The organism is Rhodococcus sp. P3_B8 (genome assembly GCF_056402775.1).
The window spans coordinates 1-15235 of record NZ_JBFUGT010000152.1 but is presented as its reverse complement, the minus strand read 5'-3'; the positions used below and the strand labels follow the sequence as shown (position 1 = coordinate 15235).

General features: G+C 65.8%; 18 protein-coding genes. 15 read left to right on the top strand and 3 right to left on the bottom strand.

Going from position 1 to position 15235, the window contains the following annotated elements; all coding sequences use genetic code 11:
- The coding region (locus AC1D1G_RS29785; RefSeq protein ID WP_477954874.1) for an IclR family transcriptional regulator domain-containing protein at positions 1-277 on the top strand (277 nt) is incomplete at its 5' end.
- A 61-nt stretch (positions 278-338) separates the two neighbouring features.
- Complete coding sequence (locus tag AC1D1G_RS29780) at positions 339-1082, top strand: IclR family transcriptional regulator (protein WP_477954872.1); 744 nt, start codon at positions 339-341, stop codon at positions 1080-1082.
- Here the strand turns inward: AC1D1G_RS29780 and AC1D1G_RS29775 are convergent.
- From AC1D1G_RS29775 to AC1D1G_RS29765, 3 genes are all read right to left on the bottom strand, one after another.
- On the bottom strand, positions 1045-2289 hold the full coding sequence (locus AC1D1G_RS29775) for a multidrug effflux MFS transporter (RefSeq protein ID WP_477954871.1): 1245 nt from the start codon (positions 2287-2289) through the stop codon (positions 1045-1047). The two genes, AC1D1G_RS29780 and AC1D1G_RS29775, sit on opposite strands and share 38 nt — an antisense overlap.
- A complete protein-coding gene (locus AC1D1G_RS29770; protein ID WP_477954870.1) occupies positions 2286-3137 on the bottom strand; it encodes an alpha/beta fold hydrolase in 852 nt (283 codons plus the stop codon). Before AC1D1G_RS29770 ends, AC1D1G_RS29775 begins: the two co-directional genes overlap by 4 nt.
- Before the next feature lie 119 nt (positions 3138-3256).
- Positions 3257-3409, bottom strand: a complete 153-nt coding sequence (locus AC1D1G_RS29765) for a hypothetical protein (RefSeq protein WP_477954869.1) — start codon at positions 3407-3409, stop codon at positions 3257-3259.
- A 3-nt stretch (positions 3410-3412) separates the two neighbouring features.
- Between AC1D1G_RS29765 and AC1D1G_RS29760 the strand changes: the two genes are divergently transcribed.
- The 13 genes from AC1D1G_RS29760 to AC1D1G_RS29700 all read left to right on the top strand — a co-directional run.
- Entirely contained in the window at positions 3413-3724 is a 312-nt protein-coding gene (locus AC1D1G_RS29760; protein WP_283351903.1) for a hypothetical protein, read from the top strand.
- Entirely contained in the window at positions 3721-4140 is a 420-nt protein-coding gene (locus AC1D1G_RS29755) for a hotdog family protein (RefSeq protein WP_477954866.1), read from the top strand. The genes AC1D1G_RS29760 and AC1D1G_RS29755 overlap by 4 nt, the downstream gene beginning before the upstream one ends.
- A 95-nt stretch (positions 4141-4235) precedes the next feature.
- Positions 4236-5552 carry a Rieske 2Fe-2S domain-containing protein gene (locus AC1D1G_RS29750; RefSeq protein ID WP_477954865.1) on the top strand — a complete coding sequence of 439 codons (1317 nt, stop codon included), beginning with the start codon at positions 4236-4238 and terminating at the stop codon, positions 5550-5552.
- Positions 5553-5677: 125 nt separating this feature from the next.
- The gene (locus tag AC1D1G_RS29745) at positions 5678-7021 is read left to right on the top strand and encodes a M20 family metallopeptidase (protein ID WP_477954864.1); all 1344 of its coding nucleotides are present in this window, start codon (positions 5678-5680) and stop codon (positions 7019-7021) included.
- Positions 7021-7974, top strand: a complete 954-nt coding sequence (locus AC1D1G_RS29740; RefSeq protein ID WP_283351899.1) for a DODA-type extradiol aromatic ring-opening family dioxygenase — start codon at positions 7021-7023, stop codon at positions 7972-7974. The genes AC1D1G_RS29745 and AC1D1G_RS29740 overlap by 1 nt, the downstream gene beginning before the upstream one ends.
- A 36-nt stretch (positions 7975-8010) precedes the next feature.
- Positions 8011-8883 (top strand): alpha/beta fold hydrolase, encoded by an 873-nt coding sequence (locus tag AC1D1G_RS29735; RefSeq protein ID WP_477954863.1) that lies wholly within the window; start codon positions 8011-8013, stop codon positions 8881-8883.
- A gap of 332 nt (positions 8884-9215) precedes the next feature.
- Positions 9216-10196, top strand: a complete 981-nt coding sequence (locus AC1D1G_RS29730) for an ABC transporter substrate-binding protein (RefSeq protein ID WP_477954862.1) — start codon at positions 9216-9218, stop codon at positions 10194-10196.
- On the top strand, positions 10193-11083 hold the full coding sequence (locus tag AC1D1G_RS29725) for an ABC transporter ATP-binding protein (protein WP_280780161.1): 891 nt from the start codon (positions 10193-10195) through the stop codon (positions 11081-11083). The genes AC1D1G_RS29730 and AC1D1G_RS29725 overlap by 4 nt, the downstream gene beginning before the upstream one ends.
- Positions 11080-11913, top strand: a complete 834-nt coding sequence (locus AC1D1G_RS29720; protein WP_477954860.1) for an ABC transporter permease — start codon at positions 11080-11082, stop codon at positions 11911-11913. The genes AC1D1G_RS29725 and AC1D1G_RS29720 overlap by 4 nt, the downstream gene beginning before the upstream one ends.
- A 226-nt stretch (positions 11914-12139) precedes the next feature.
- Positions 12140-13150 carry an NAD(P)/FAD-dependent oxidoreductase gene (locus AC1D1G_RS29715; RefSeq protein WP_283335008.1) on the top strand — a complete coding sequence of 337 codons (1011 nt, stop codon included), beginning with the start codon at positions 12140-12142 and terminating at the stop codon, positions 13148-13150.
- A 2-nt stretch (positions 13151-13152) separates the two neighbouring features.
- Complete coding sequence (locus AC1D1G_RS29710) at positions 13153-13473, top strand: DUF362 domain-containing protein (protein ID WP_283335009.1); 321 nt, start codon at positions 13153-13155, stop codon at positions 13471-13473.
- The gene (locus tag AC1D1G_RS29705) at positions 13473-14312 is read left to right on the top strand and encodes an alpha/beta fold hydrolase (RefSeq protein ID WP_283335010.1); all 840 of its coding nucleotides are present in this window, start codon (positions 13473-13475) and stop codon (positions 14310-14312) included. Before AC1D1G_RS29710 ends, AC1D1G_RS29705 begins: the two co-directional genes overlap by 1 nt.
- Before the next feature lie 89 nt (positions 14313-14401).
- The coding region (locus AC1D1G_RS29700; RefSeq protein ID WP_477954858.1) for an IclR family transcriptional regulator at positions 14402-15235 on the top strand (834 nt) is incomplete at its 3' end.

The window sequence follows — 15235 nt, the reverse complement described above, 5'->3', positions numbered from 1 at the left end:
CCGCTACACCCCGCGCACCATCATCCTGCCCGGACCGCTGCGCACCCAGCTCGACCGCATCGCCGCCGAGGGCATGGCCTACGAATACGAGGAATCCGCAACCGGAATCGTGTGCGTAGCCGCCCCTGTCCGCGAGAGCGAGGACGTCGTCGCCGCGATCAGCGTGACAGGCCCGTCCCACCGCTTCCGGCCGGACAACCACACCAGCTCGGTCCGCGCAGCCGCAGAAGAAATCGGAGCCACCTTAGCGCGGCGATCAAGCCTGCTTCGGAAATGAAGGCCGGGGGTATGCTCGACTGGCTGGTCCGCTGAGTGGACCCGCCTGTCGGAGGATGTACATGAACGCGTCGTTGCTGGGAAAAGTGCGACTGCTACTCGACAGCTTCGATGCGGAGTCGGGAGCGCTGTCGTTGACCGAGCTCTCACGTCGGAGCGGGGTGGCGAAGGCGACCGTGTACCGACTTGCCGGGGAGATGGTCCAGATCGGGCTCCTGGAGCGGGTCGGAACCGACTACCGGCTGGGACTGCGCCTCTTCGAACTCGGCCAGCTGGTCCCGACGCAACGCATCATCCGGGATGCCGCGGTTCCGTTCATGCAGGACCTGCATACTCTCACCCTCGAGACGGTGCACCTGGCGATTCGGGACGGCCTCGACGTCATGTTCGTGGAAAAGATCTCCGGTCACCGCAGCGCCCGGCTCCCATCTCGGATCGCCGGCCGATTGCCGATCGAGGCCACGGCGACCGGTAAAGCAATTCTCGCGTACTCGCCATCGAGGGTGTTCGACGAGGTGGTCGCTCGTGGGTTCGCCCCCCTGACGACTCGGACCGTTGCCTCGGCTCTCCGCCTTCGCCGGCAACTCGATCGGGTCCGTACAGAGGGTTTCGCGTTGGAGGTCGAGGAGGTCGGAATCGGTATGACCAGTATCGCGGTACCCGTCTTCACCGGTTCGATGGTGGTCGGTGCGGTAAGCGTGACCACCACGACGTCGCGGATGAATGTCGGACGGGTGGCGAAGCCGTTGACGGCTGCGGGATCGAACATCAGTCGTGCCCTCCATGGCGTGGCGCKTTCGGCCTGACACCGAACCCGAGCGAGAGAACGGCAAGGACAGCGCACCCGGTCATCGTGACGGCCACGGCGAGCGCGGTGTTCCCCAGGACGCCGACGACCGGGGCCACCACGGCGGCCGTACCGAACTGCGCGAACCCGACGATTGCCGCCGCGGTCCCGGCCGCGTCACCGTGCCGGGTCAATGCCAGAGCCGGCGCATTCGGCATGACGAATCCGGTGGCACACAGTAAGGCCAGCACCGGCACCGCGAATCCGGCGAATCCCACAGTGCCATGAAGAGCCACGGCGACGAACATGACTCCAACGACGACGCTGACGGCGAGCGCGACGATACAGATCCGCACGGGAGACCAGCGGTCCAGCAGCCGCACGTTGACCTGGGCCGCCCCGATCAGGACCACGCCGCCGACCGCGAACGCCACTCCGTACACGGTCGGATCCAGTTCGAACTCCCTCTGCATGACGAACGAGGATCCGGCGATATACGCCCACAGGACCGCACGGCCCAGTCCACACACGAGGACGAGCGTCATGAAGCGGCCGTCGCGGACGAGCCGGGTGTAGGTCCGGAGTGCAGGGGCAAGTCCGCGTCGGCTCCGGCGCGAGGGCGGAAGCGTTTCGGGCAGTGCAACGGCACCGATCAGCATCAACAGAGCCGCGAGCACCGCCAGCACGAGGAACACACCGTGCCACGACATGGTGGTCATGAGGATTCCGCCGATGCTCGGCGCCAGGATCGGGGCCACACCCATGACCAGCATCAGATGGGAGAACATGACAGCAGCGGCGCGGCCCGAGAAGAGGTCCCGGACAACGGCTGTCGCGATGACCGCAGTCGCCGCGGCGCCCACCCCCTGGACAGTCCGGAACGCACCGAGCACCGTGATGGTCGGCGCGAAATAGCACGCCACGGACGCGACGACATGGACTGCCGTGCCCAGCAGGAGTGGGCGACGCCGACCGTAGCGGTCGGAGACCGGGCCGATCACCAGTTGTCCGAGAGCGAGACCGATCAGCGTCCCGGTCAGTGTCAGTTGCACCGTCGACTCCGAGGTCTCGAAGTCGACGGCGATGGCTGGTAGTGCCGGTAGATACATGTCCACGGTGAACGGGCCCAGTGCGGTGAGCACACCGAGGACGAGGACGAGCTGGATGCGTTTCGTCCCGACGGGTGGTGCGGGGATCAGCTCCGAGCAAGTGCTGCTCGTGGTCACGGGTGTCGCTGTTCGAGGAATCCCGTAACGAGCGAGTAGTAGTCGTGCGGACGTTCCTCCTGCAGGTGGTGGGACGCGCGGTCCATTATGTAGAGGTGGCCGTGCTTGATCATTCGGGCCAGCATCAGCGGATAGTCCGGCGTGAGGAAGGCGTCGTGCATTCCCCACGCGAACAGAACCGGTGCCTCGATCATCCCGAGTTCGGTCGTCAGATCCTGCCAGTCCCCCCGCGGATTGTCCGATGCCGCGGCCAGCGCCATCTCGTCGGGATCGAGACTTTGCCGGTACCGCATCTCGAGCGTGTCGTCCGGCAGATGGTCTCCGTCGAACCATTCGAGGCGAGTGATCAGTTGCCGCATCTTCTCGCGGGTGGGACCGTCGCCGCCGTAGTACACGTCCCGGGCGTTGCGGCCGCGTCGGCCGTCCTCCGGCAATGGGGCGAGCGGTCCGTAGAAGACCGGCATACTTCCGGTGATCACCAGAGCACGCACCCGGTCGGGGTATTTCGCCGCGAGATTCAGTGCGATCGTCCCGCCCCAGGAATTGCAGACGAAATCAGCTCGGGCGATGCCGAGTTCGTCGAGGAGGGCGACCATCTTGGCTGCGTGGAAGTCCCACATCGGTCCGCTGATGGTGCATTTGTCGGACTTGCCGTACTGGAGGATGTCGACGAGCACGGCTCGACGATCGTCGGCGAAGAGTGGTGCGACGGGTCCGAAATCGGACCACGCCGTGCAGCCGGGGCCGCCGCCGTGCAGGAAGATCGTTGGAGACCCCTCGCCCATGTCGTGGTAGTGGAATTTCACACCTGCGGCGGTGACGTACAGACTGTTCGGTGGATGTGCCATGACCACACCTGACCCGATCGGCGGCGGTGGCGGAAGCATCTCGGTCCGCTGGACGGTCCGGGACCGTGGTGATGCCGCCACACCGGATCTAGCGTTCGCCCATGCGAACTGGTCTAGATTCAGCCTTCGAACGCGCGTGCCGGATGATCGGCACCACCACACACCGCCGCCTCGGGGAAGTGCGTGCAGCAGAGTCCGTGGCGTTCGCGCGGGCGTCGGCGGAGCACGATCGTCGATTCCTCGACCCCGGCCGGGAAGACTTCCGGGTCCACCCGATGTACCTGCCCAGCCTGCTGCGAGGACCTGACGGCGCCGACACCGCTGAGTATCGCCCCGACGGCATGTTCGCCGATGAAGTGCCCGGCACGGCCGGGCTGGACGTGCGCCTGTTGGCGGGAGGGCAGACCATAGAGTTTTGTTCGACTCCCCCGCTCGGCGTGCCCCTCGAGGTCACACGCACCGTGAACGGTGTCGACTGGAAGGACAGTGATGGCGGTGAGTTCCTTCTGATCACCGTGTCCAAGACCTACCGCGTCACGGGATCGGTCACGCTGGCAATTGTCACGGAACGGTTCATCGTCCGATGACGCCCAGTGGCGGATGGATGGTCGGCGATGCTCTCGAACAGGTTGCGCTGCAGTGCGATCTGGTCCGGATTCTACGTTTCGGTGCAACCACCCACAATGCACACCGCATTCACTACGACACCGACTACGCCCGTGCCGAGGGCCTTCCCGACCCGGTGGTGATGGCTCAGCTGCAGGGGACGCTGTTCTTCCGGGCCGCCGCCCGCCTGGCCGGCGAGGTCGGTGCGGTGACGTCCGTGACGTGGCGCAACCGAGCACCCGCCCCCGTGGGGTGTGTCCTGACGGTCAGCGGAACCGTCACCCGGATCGAGGGTGACCGGATCGAGGTCACCCTCGTCGAACACGCCGACGACGGGGCATTGTGCGCTGAGGGCAGCGCGGTGATCACCACGACACCTCGATCGTCACGACGGTGAACCCGGTCTGCTGAGCGAACCGGATTTGTTGAGGTGCGGGACGATCGATCGGAAGATCTCCTGCATCACTTGATCTCATCTCGAGAGGACTTCACATGACTGGTGTCGAGGCGCCGGAGAACTCGCAGGTTCTCCCGGAGAGGMCGCGCGCGGCCGGTCGGCAGGACTGGACCGCCTGGCCTCGATACAACGAGGCAGGCAGTGGTTACCGCGGATACTGGTACCCGGTGACGTGGGCGAACCATGTAACAGGTGAGCCGACGAGCTACACCATCTGCGGCGAGAAGCTCGCGCTCATTCGCGACGCGGGCAAGGTCTACGCACTGCATGACCGCTGCCCCCATCGTGGCGTCCCGCTGTCGGAGGGCGATCAACAGTTCCCGGGGACCGTCAGCTGTCCCTATCACGGGTGGACGTTCCGGCTCACCGACGGCAAACTGGCCGCCGTCATCACCGACGGGCCGGATTCGAAGATCTGCGGCAAACTGTCCGTGCAGACCTACTCGGTGGAAGAACGCCTGGGCCTGGTCTGGGTGTACATCCCGATCGGCAACGAGCCCGTGCCGTCGATCGACGAGCAGTTGCCCCGTGAGCTCGTCGAGAACGAAGGCGTCGTCGGGGGCCGGATCCAACCGCGGGGCGGCAATTGGCGCTTCGCCTGCGAGAACGGATTCGACGAAGGACATGCGAAGTACCTGCACCGCACCGCGTTGTGGCGGTTGTTCAAGCCGATGCCGACGTGGAACATCACCAGCATCGTCCCCGAAGGCCGGTGGATCTACCGGGTCCAAGAGGAGGTCTACTGGGAGGCCGAATTTCCTGGCGTCGGGAAGTGGACGAACAAGCGCTGGTGGAAGAAGAAGCCCGACGAGAGCCAGATCTCGCAGATCGGCAACGTCGGCGCCGGCGTGAAGGTGAATCCGGTGATCGCAGCCCAGAACTTCCCGGGCTTCGCCTCGTTGTCGATGCCGGGTGTGCTGAGGATCGCCTATCCCAACTTCATTCACTACGAGTTCTATGTTCCGGTCGACGAGGATCACCACCAGTACGTGGGACTCATGGTCAACTTCGAGACCGGGATGAAGAGGCTCGGCTTCTACGCCAAATACCTCGGTGCCGTGCGGTGGCTGTTCCACGGCCAGTTCTCGGGCCAGGACGAGTGGATGGTCCGCGTCACCGACGCTCCGCCGGAGAAGCTGTACCGACCCGACGTCTCGCTCACCACGTGGCGCAATCTCGCCGAAGAGGAATATGGGGAGAAGATCGCGGCTGCAGTCGCTTTCGCGCCGGCAACATCCGATCGACCGGTTCGTGAGCGCCGTGCCTCCGCGGCGCGGAAGACTGCGCAGCCGGCGACATCCACCGAGTCGGCCAATGGGGCGAGCGCTCCCACTGCGGTCGACGCCGACTAGAGGAGAATTTCGATGTTCAAGACTCTGACCGGCGTGACGTTCGGCGTCGTGCTCGCCACCGGCGTGCCGAGGGCATGGCGTTTCGTCGCCGCACGCAGCAACACCCAGGTTCACCGGATCAACTCGTGACGGCCGCAACTGCAACCCCGCTCGCGGGCCTCGACGAGCAGCGCCGCACCTGGACCGAACAGGCGTGGGCGACGGTCGATCGGGAGCGATTACGGGAGCTGATCATCGGCCTGGTGGACATCGCCAGCCCGACCGGCGACGAAGCGCCACTCGCACAACACATCACAGAGACGTTGACGGCCAGCGGCATCGAAGCGCACACGATGGATCTCGACGACCGCCAAGCCAACTCGTGGGCACGGTTGCGCGGTGACGGGTCGGGGCCGGACCTCATGCTGTATGCCCCGATCGACACCGTCACCAGTGGCAACAGCGAGGAAGACGTGCCCTGGGCGGCGGAGACTCTCCGTCCCGACATGACGGCGCGAGCCGACAGCGAGGGCGACCACGTCATCGGCCTCGGCGCTTCGAATCCGAAGGGGCATGCCGCCTGCGTCATGGCGGCGATCGAAGCAGTGCACGCAGCGGGCATACCACTCACCGGCGACCTTGTCGCGGGTTTCGGTGCCGGCGGAATGCCGACGAACCCTCGTCCGGGCGTGGGAAATCCGCGCCGGAACACCGGCCAGGGCGTGGGCTGTTCGTTCCTGCTCGAACAGGGAGTCTGGGCAGATTTCGCGCTCATCGCCAAGCCCGGGTGGACGGTCTCATGGGAGGAGGTGGGCCTGGCCTGGTTCGAGGTCACCGTGCACGGCACCCACACTTACGTCGGATCCCGGCACCGGCTGCCGTACCGCAACCCCGTCGCACTGGCGGGCGAGGTGGCAGTACGCCTGGAGCAATGGTTCCCGCAGTACTCGCAGGCGCACCGGAGCGGGCTGGTGCTTCCCCAGGGCATGGTCGCGAACATCCGGGGTGGGTGCGAGCGGACCGCCTCGTTCACCCCGGCTCAGGTGCGGATGATGGTGGATCTGCGCCTGAGCCCACGGACCACACCGACCGCCGCCAAACGCGAACTGGTCGACGCTGTGCGGCGGATAGCCACCGAACTGGACGCCCGCATCGACGTGGAGCAGATCCTATCGATCCCGGGCGAGTCGTCCGACGAGCGGATGTGGCTCTGCCGCAGCGCCGTAGCGGCCTGGGAGGCGGTCGAGGGTCAACCGCACCGCCCGGTGCACGACGGCAGCGGCGCCACGGACGCGAACATCCTGCGCAACCGGGGCATCCCGACCATACGGGTCGGCATGCCCAAGGTCGTGGACGCACCGTTCGAGGTGGACTTCGCCATGGGCATGAACACCGTCGACCTGGCCGAGGCCGAGAAGCTGACCCGATACCTGATCCGTGTTGCCGTCGACACGGCGACCCGCACAATCGAGGAAGTAGGAGCAGGCTGATGGCCGAGATCGTCTTGGGGGTGGGTGCGTCGCACAGCACCCTCATGAACACCCATTGGGAGGAAACGACACACAAAGCCGAGGCGGAACGCTTCCGGGAGGCGCTGGTCACTGCGCGGGAGCGGATCGCCGCGGCGCGGCCCGACGTGGTGATCCTGCTGGGGTCGAATCACTTCAGAGGGTTCTGGCTCGATCTCGTTCCGCCCTTCACGCTCGGCGTGGGCGAGTGCATCGCGAGCGGCGAGTCGGGTACCCCGAAGGGCCCGCAGCGTGTCGACGCGCACCTGGCCGGCCACCTCGCCGCGCAGGTGGTGGAGAGCGGACGGTTCGATCTCGCATTCTCCGCCCGCCTGCAGATCGACCACGGGCAGTCGCATGCCATCCAGTACCTGCTGGCGGACCTCGACGTGCCCATCGTGCCTCTGGTCGTCAATGTCTTCGCACCACCGCTGCCGACCTTCGGGCGCTGTCAGGCGCTCGCACACGCGCTCCGCGCGGCGCTCGACTCGTATCCGGAGAACAAGCGGGTGGTCGTGATCGCGTCCGGTGGTCTGTCGCACCGGCTGCCATGGCCGGACTGGCGTGATCCGCACGGTGAGGACGACGACTTCATGGTGCAGGCCTGGCTCGACGGTCGCGAGAACTGGTCGGACTACGACGTGCGCCGGCGGGAGATCATCCGCGCAGCCGAGGCGGCCATCTCACCGGAGTTCGACGACCGGATCCTCGATCTTTTCGAGACCGGCAAGGCGGCCGAACTCGCGGAGTTCTCGACCGACGAGGTCGACACCGAGGCAGGTAACGGTGCGCAGGAACTCCGCACCTGGCTGATGATGGCCGCGATGGTGGACTACGTTCCCGCGGAACGCCTTGCCTACGAACCCATGCCGGAATGGCTCACGGGGATGGGCGTCGTCGTCCTCGATCCCACCACTCGGCCGCTCGCGCCGTGACTCGTCAACCCTTCACACCCGACAAAGGACACACACATGACAATCTGGAACGAACTCGCCGGACTCGACTTCGCGGTCAAGACGGTGGACGCAGCCGGAGTTCCCACCCGGTCGCTACAGGCCGGCGCGGGCGAGGAGGCAGTGATCTTCCTCCACGGCACCAGCGGTCACCTGGAAGCCTTCGCGCGTAACATCGCCGCACATGCTCCGCACTACGTGTGCCACGCGATCGACATGCTGGGCCACGGCTACACGGGCAAACCGGATTACCCGTACGAAATTCCGCGCTATGTAGACCATCTCGTGAATTACCTCGACGCGGTCGGGCTGGACAAGGTCCACCTCGTCGGAGAATCGCTGGGCGGCTGGGTTGCCGCGTACCTCGCAAGTGAGCAGCCCGAGCGAGTGCTGTCGCTGCAACTGCTCGCCGCCGGAGGCACCGTCGCAAACCCCGACGTGATGCAGCGCATTCGCACTTCGACCACCAAGGCCGTCCAGAGCAACGACATCGAACTCACCCGTGCCCGGCTGCACCTGCTGATGCACGATCCGGTCAACGCCACCGAGGAACTGGTGGAGGCCCGGCACCGGATCTACCACCAGCCCAAGTTCGTCGCCAACATTCACAACCTGCTGTCGCTGCAGGACATGGACACACGTCAGCGAAACCTGCTACGGCCCGATCGGCTCGCACGCATCCAGGCACCGACATTGGTCGTATGGGGCCACGAGAACCCCTTCGGGGACGTGCCGGAGGCCGAGCAGATGGCCGCGGACATCGCAGGTGCGCAGCTGCAGCTGTATCCGGAATGCGGCCACTGGCCCCAGCACGAGCAGGCGGCGCTGTACAACCCGCTGAGTCTGGAGTTCCTGGCGAAGGCGTCCGAGCGCGTGAAGAGCGTCGTCTGACCGGAGCCGACAGCACGAAACCGTGAAGCCGGCCGCGTCCTCGAGCGCGGCCGGCTTCGTGCATCGAAAGTCGGTCAGCGCCTTCGGCGGCCTGACCGACTGTGCCATGTAGTTCAGTCCCCGCCCGGCGACCGCACTCGCCGGAAACGCCGATGTGTTTCCTTTGCGTTTCGAACAAGCCGCACCTACCAGCCACGATGTTCCCGCGCGGGTAAGTTCTGCGGCCTGGTCCGCACGGTGGACCCGGTTGATTCACGCCCCACCGAGGTGCCGTTAAGTTTTCACCACAACCCCACAAATGAGGTCCAGATCACAATAGGAGGTGTACAAACATGGCCTGGCGATCGATACTCGGCAAGGTGACACTTGCCTCAGCGGCGGTGGTTCTCACGATTTCGACCGGGGCGTGCAGCCGCCCCGCCACGCAGACCACCGCCGATTCCGYCGGCGGTCCGCTCCGGATCGCCGTTGGCATCGACGCGTCGTACGCGCCCTTCTTCGTCGCTGACCAGGAGGGCATGTTCGCCGATGCCGGCCTCGACGTCGAGCTGGTCCAGTTCGGCCGGGGTGGCGAAGCCGTCGACGCGCTCGCGACCGGCCAGGTCCAGCTGGCCGGCAGTTCGGACACCACGACGATCGCGCAGCTACGCCAGAATCCGTCCCTGCGGGCGATGTACTCGTACGAGGTGTCCGGCGACTACCTCAAGGTGGTGTTGCGTAACGGGGTCGACTCGGCCGCTGACATCCGCAAGATGGGCATCGTCCCGGGGCTGAGCCAGATCTCGACCGACAGATACCTCCAGGCCAACGGAGTTCCTGCCGGGTCGGTCGAGACGGTCTCCGCCACCCCCACGGACATGCCGGCGCTCCTCGACCGGGGTGACATCGACGGATACGTCCTGTGGGAACCGTGGCCGGCCACCGCGCTCGCGCAGGGCAGCGGGCACATCACAGCAGTCACCGGTGACTTCGACTGGTTCTACCACCACTGGGCGATCACGACCGAACCCTGGCTCGACCAGAACGAGGGCACCGCCCGTGCGGTTGCCCGAGTGCTCGTCGACGCCACCGCGCGGGTGGAGTCCGATCCTCGAACCGCAGCCGCCGCGACCAGGACTGCCGTCAACGTAGCCGACGACCAGACCGTCACCGCGGTCGACGAGATCAACTTCAGCATCGAGAACCTGACCGACAAGAGCATCGAGACCGCACAGTCGATCGTCGACTTCTACAAGAAGATCGGCGTTCTCTCCGAGCAGCCGGATCTGGCCTCGGCCATGCTGCTCGATTGGTACCAGGAGGAAAATAAATGACCGTCCCCACACGCGGCACAACCGCCGTCCCCAGCGGCGGCACGACCGCCGTTGCATCGGGCGGCCCAGCCGCCGCGCCCAGTCCGGCCAGAACCGTCACCGGCGTCCCTATCCAGATCCGCGATCTGGGCATCAGTTTCGGAGCCGCCGAGATCGTGTCGGGAATCGACCTCGAGGTGCGACCGGGCGAGTTCGTGTGCCTGCTCGGCCCGTCGGGGTGCGGCAAGTCGACACTGTTGTCCGCGATGGCCGGCTTCATCGAGCCCCGCGCCGGCGAGATCAGGTGCGACGGCGACGAGGTGAACGGAAGCAACCCACACGCCGGCATGGTCTTCCAGAGTTCCGAGGCCCTGTTCGAGTGGATGACCGTGACCCAGAATGTCGCCTACGGACCCCGGATGCACGGGGCCGGCAAGGCCGACCAGGCGCGCATCGCCGCCGAGTACCTCGCGATGGTCGGTCTCCCACACGCCGGCAAGAAATTTCCGGCACAGCTGTCGGGCGGTATGCGGCAACGCGTACAGATCGCGAGAGTCCTGGCCAACCAACCGTCTCTGGTGTTGATGGACGAACCCTTCGGCGCACTCGACGCCCAGACCCGGCAGGTCCTGCAGGTCGAGCTCGACCGAATCTGGCGGCACACCGGGTGCACCGTCGTGTTCGTCACACATGACATCGACGAGGCCTTGACGCTCGCCGACCGTGTCGTTGTGATGTCGGCCGGACCCAAGGCGCGAATCAAGAGCATCTACGAGGTGCACGCACAGCGCCCACGGGACAGGGCGCACCCCGACGTGATCGATATGTACGAGAAGTTGCGTGACGACATCCGCGCCGAGGTCGTGGCCTCGCTCCGCAATCAGGGCATCGAGGAGGACCAGCTATGACCGCAGCGGTACAGAACACCGTCCCCACCCGCGGCGAACGAGCGCAACCGGCCCGAACAAGACGCTCGAGCGCAGGTGGGGCCGCCCTGCGCACGGCGGCGCTGTGGGTCGCTTCCGCGGTCATCGGCCTAGGGGTGTGGTCATTCCTCGCCTGGTGGTACGGACCGACGACCATCGCCTCCCCCGCTCAAGTCGTCACAGCAGCAAGGGAACTCGCGGAAAGCGGTGTCCTCTGGACATCGATCTGGGCGTCGGCCCAGCGCATTCTGGTCGGGTGGAGTCTCGGCGTCGTGATCGGTGCCCCCGTCGGCATTCTCATGGGCCGCGTCAACCTCGTGCGTCAACTGCTCGACCCGTATATCGAATTCTTCCGTTTCATCCCCCCGATCGCGTTCGTGACATTGGCGGTGGTGTGGTTCGGCATCGGTGAGACGTCCAAGATAGTGCTGATCTTCTACACGTCGGTGTTCATCGTCACCGTGAGCACGATCGCCGCGACCGTCGCGATCAGCGAGAACAAGCTGCAGGCCGCCGCGAACCTGGGAGCCGGCAAACTGCAGATCATGAAGACGGTGGTGCTGCCGTCGTCGGTGCCGGGCATCGTCACCGGCGCCCGTCTTGCGATGGGCAACAGCTTCCTCACCATCGTCTCCGCCGAGATCGTGGCGGCCGACCACGGCATCGGCTCGATGATCTGGCAGGCCCGGAACTACGGGCGCATCGACTGGACATTCGTGGGCATCATCGTGCTCGGGATCATGGGCTTTCTGTTCGACCGTGTCCTGAGGGTGCTGTCGGGCCGGTACCTGGCGCGGTACGGCGTCAAGTAGTAGTCCTCGTGCCTGCCTGCGCACAGAGCACCGGGTAACGAGTCGTCGGACGACTCCGGCGTCGATAGAACAGAACTACAGGCGGGTCCACCGGCGTTTCTCCTTCGCCGGCGGACCCGCCTTTTCCGTGTTCGTGTCCGTTCCTGTCAGCGGCAGGAATGAACACAGTCTGCTGACCGGACCGGTTTCATTTATCCGGCACGGCAACATGATTAGCGTTGCCGGCATGAACGCTTCGCTCAACGCGTCGACCGGCACGGACCTCGACGTCGACATTCTCATTATCGGTGCCGGCCCGGCCGGTCTCTACGCTGCGTACTACGCCGGATTCCGCGGGCTCCGGGTCGCCGTTCTCGACGCTCTGTCCGAGCCCGGTGGCCAGGTAAGCGCGATGTACCCGGAGAAGGCGATCCTCGACATCGCGGGTTTTCCGGAAGTGAAAGGGCGAGATCTCGTGAATGGATTGCTGGCGCAAGCCGCACCGTTCGATCCGGCATATCTGCTCGGCGAGCAGGCCCGGAGGCTGGATCATGCCGAGGACGGACGTGTCATGATCGGGACGAGCAAGGGACGCACCGTCACCGCCGGTGCGGTCGTGATCACCGGTGGGATCGGGACATTCACGCCACGCCCGCTGGTGAAGGGGCTCGATTTCGTCGACCGCGGTCTCAGCTACTTCGTGCCCGACCTGTCCGCGCACACCGGTAAGGACGTGGTAATCGTGGGCGGCGGCGACAGCGCCTTCGACTGGGCGGTCCACCTCGAGCCGATCGCATCGTCGGTGACCCTGGTGCATCGTCGCGACAAGTTCCGTGCACACGCGGCGACGGTGACGAAGGTCCGTGAGAGCACTGTGCGGATGCTGGTCAACGCGGACATTGCCGAGGTCCGTGGCAACGGCTGGGTCGCAGAGGTGGACGTCGCGCACAAACTCGACGAGACCACCACGACGTTGCCGGCACAAACCATCATCGCCGCTCTAGGATTCACCGCCGACCTCGGGCCGATGACCGAGTGGGGACTCGAGATCGATTCGCGCCACATCGTCGTCAATACCCGAATGGAGACCACCGTGCCGCGCGTATATGCGGCCGGCGACATCACCGACTACCCGGGAAAGGTCCGGCTCATCGCCGTCGGATTCGGTGAGGCCGCGACCGCGGTCAACAACGCCGCGGCCGTCCTCGACCCGGATGCGGAAATCTTCCCGGGCCATTCCACCGAAAAGGAGAGCTGACAATGGCATTCGTCATAGGCGAAGCGTGCATCGACTACATGGACCGCTCCTGCATGGAGGAGTGCCCGGTCGACTGCATCTACGAGGGTGAGCGCAAGCTCTACATCAATCCGAACGAGTGCATCGACTGCGGCGCCTGCGAACTCGCCTGCCCGGTCGAGGCGATCACGGTGGATCGGAAGGCAGACCCCGATTTCAAGGAGGACGCGAAACGTTTCTTCCTCGACGTCCTGCCGACCCGGGCGGAGCCGGTCGGCAATCCGGGCGGCGCCGCGAAGATCGACGTGATCGGCGTGGACACCCCCATGGTCACGGCCTACTGATGGCGATACGGTTCGGCTACGCCGACACGACGTTCGGACAACTGCACTATGCGGAATCGGGCAGTGGCCGGCCGCTCCTCCTGCTGCATCAGACCCCGCGGTCCTGGGACGAGTTCCGCGAGTTGATCCCGCTCCTGGACGACGAGTTCCGGGTTCTCGCCCTGGACATGGTGGGGTTCGGAGCGAGTGCGCCACTCGCTCCGCCGCAGACGATCGAGTCGTTCGCCGACGCCGCCTGGGAGTTCCTCGACGCCGTGAACGCCGGACCGGTGGCGGTCCTCGGACATCACACCGGCGCCGCGGTGGCGATGGAGATGGCCGCCGGCCGCCCCGGTGAAGTCGATGCTGTGGTGCTGTCCTCCTGCCCGTGGACGGAGGGTAACAACCGCAACGGCGAACCGGATTCGGGAGTCGTGGACCGCGCCGTCCGCGAACCCGACGGCAGCCACCTGCAGACCCTGTGGAACCTGAGACGACCGTATTACCCTTCCTCGGCAACGGATTTGCTCGACCGCTTCCTGCGCGACGCCCTCGCGCACGGTGTCGATCCCGCCGAGGGACACCGTGCCTGCGCTCGTTACCACATGGCGGACCGCATCGAAGCGGTGACGGCGCCGGTGCTGCTGCTCGCTGCCGGCGCAGACCCGTTCTCGATGCCCCACCTACCGACGTTGAGGAAACAGTTCACCGGGGCGCGGGTGGTGCTCGAGGAGGTGATCGAGGACGGGACCGTTGCGTTGATCGAGCGAGAGGCACCGCGGGTAGCCGCGGTGGTCCAGTCCTTTCTGAACTCACCGGCCGTGCGGGTCGCGTCCGAAAATTTGGGACGGGTCCGGTGACCGAACCCTGTGGCGTGCGTCTCGCCATTGTTCAGCCCTAGCGTAGCTGTGATCGGGACGAATGCCCCGCCAACCGCCAGGAGGCAGCAGTGACTACAGAGGCGCAGCATTCGGCCGGCCTCGGCCCGGTCGTACCGATCCCCCCGGCACACCGCGTTGCGGGACAAGACATGTCGTCCGTTCTCGGCAAGGCCCGGCTCATTCTCGACGCGTTCGGGAGCGAGCACAGCGACCTCTCGCTCACCGAGCTCGCACGTCGAAGTGGTGTCGCGAAGGCGTCCGTGCACCGGCTGGCCGGCGAACTCGTCGAATGGGGACTCCTCGAGCGGGCGGGCACGAAGTACCGCTTGGGCCTGCGGCTGTTCGAACTCGGACAGCTCGTCCCCCGGCAGCGCATCCTGCGTGACGCCGCCCTACCCTTCATGGAAGACCTGCTCCTTGCAACGCAGGAGACGGTGCACTTCGCGGTTCGGGACGGCATCGACGTGCTCTACATCGAGAAGATCGTCGGTCACCGCGGATTGCAACAGCAGTCGCGGGTGGCGGGCCGGTTGCCGCTGTACTGCACCGCGACCGGGAAGATGATCCTGGCGTTCTCGCCGCAGGCGGTGTTCGACGAAGTGATCGAGCAAGGATTCACCGCTCTCACCGCCCGCACCACGATGTCGGTCGCCGTCCTGCGCCAGCAACTCCACCGCATGCGCAACGAGCAACTCGCAGTCGAAGTCGAAGAGACCCGCATCGGCTACATGAGTGTTGCCGTGCCGGTGTTCAGCGGACCCCGGACCCTCGCCGGAGCCCTGTCGGTAACGGGTCCGACGGCGCGGCTCAACGTCAGCCGGGTTGCCGGCGCCCTACGAACCGCGGGCATCGGGATCTCCCGAGCACTTCACGCGATGCGCTGCGCATACTCGGCGACCGAC